This is a genomic window from Micromonospora sp. CPCC 205561 (assembly GCF_036906775.1).
Lineage (GTDB): Bacteria > Actinomycetota > Actinomycetes > Mycobacteriales > Micromonosporaceae > Micromonospora.
Genome location: NZ_JBAKHV010000132.1, coordinates 1 through 753 on the forward strand (window position 1 = coordinate 1; position 753 = coordinate 753).

At 75.6% G+C, this 753-nt stretch carries 1 protein-coding gene; it reads left to right on the plus strand.

Annotated elements, in window-relative coordinates; translation table 11 throughout:
- The coding region (locus V6V16_RS27755; protein ID WP_334566899.1) for a ketoacyl-synthetase C-terminal extension domain-containing protein at nt 1-753 on the plus strand (753 nt) is incomplete at both ends.

Genomic DNA, 753 nt, shown 5'->3' on the forward strand with positions numbered 1-753 from the left:
CGTGGACGTGGTCGAGGCGCACGGCACGGGCACGACGCTCGGCGACCCGATCGAGGCGCAGGCCCTGCTCGCCACGTACGGGCAGGGCCGCGAGGGGCACGAGCCGCTGCTGCTCGGCTCGATCAAGTCGAACATCGGACACACCCAGGCCGCCTCGGGCGTGGCGGGTGTGATCAAGATGGTGCTGGCGATGCGGCACGGCCTCGTCCCGGCGACGCTGCACGTGGACGAGCCGTCCCCGCACATCGACTGGTCCGCCGGGGCGGTGGAGTTGGCGGTCGAGTCGCGGCCGTGGCCCGCGGTGGAGCGGGCGCGCCGGGCGGCGGTGTCGTCGTTCGGCATGTCCGGCACGAATGCCCACGTCATCATCGAGCAGGCCGACGAGCCGGAGGCGGTGGCCCCGGCGGTGTCCGGGCCGGGCCTGGTGGCGTCGGACGTGGTGGTGTGGCCGCTGTCGGGGCGGTCGAAGGGGGCCCTGACCGGCCAGGCGGCCCGCCTGGCGGAGTACGTGCGCGAGCACGGCGAGGTCGATGCGGCGGCGGTCGGCTGGTCCCTCGCCGCGACCCGGTCGACGTTCGACCAGCGCGCCGTCGTGGTCGGGGCCGGCGTGGAGGAGCTTTTGGCGGGGCTGGACGCTCTGGCGTCCGGGTCGCCGGCCGGCAACGTCGTCGCCGGCACCGCTACGCCCCACGGTGCGGGTGCGGTGTTCGTGTTTCCGGGGCAGGGTGCGCAGTCGGCGCGGATGGCGGCCGG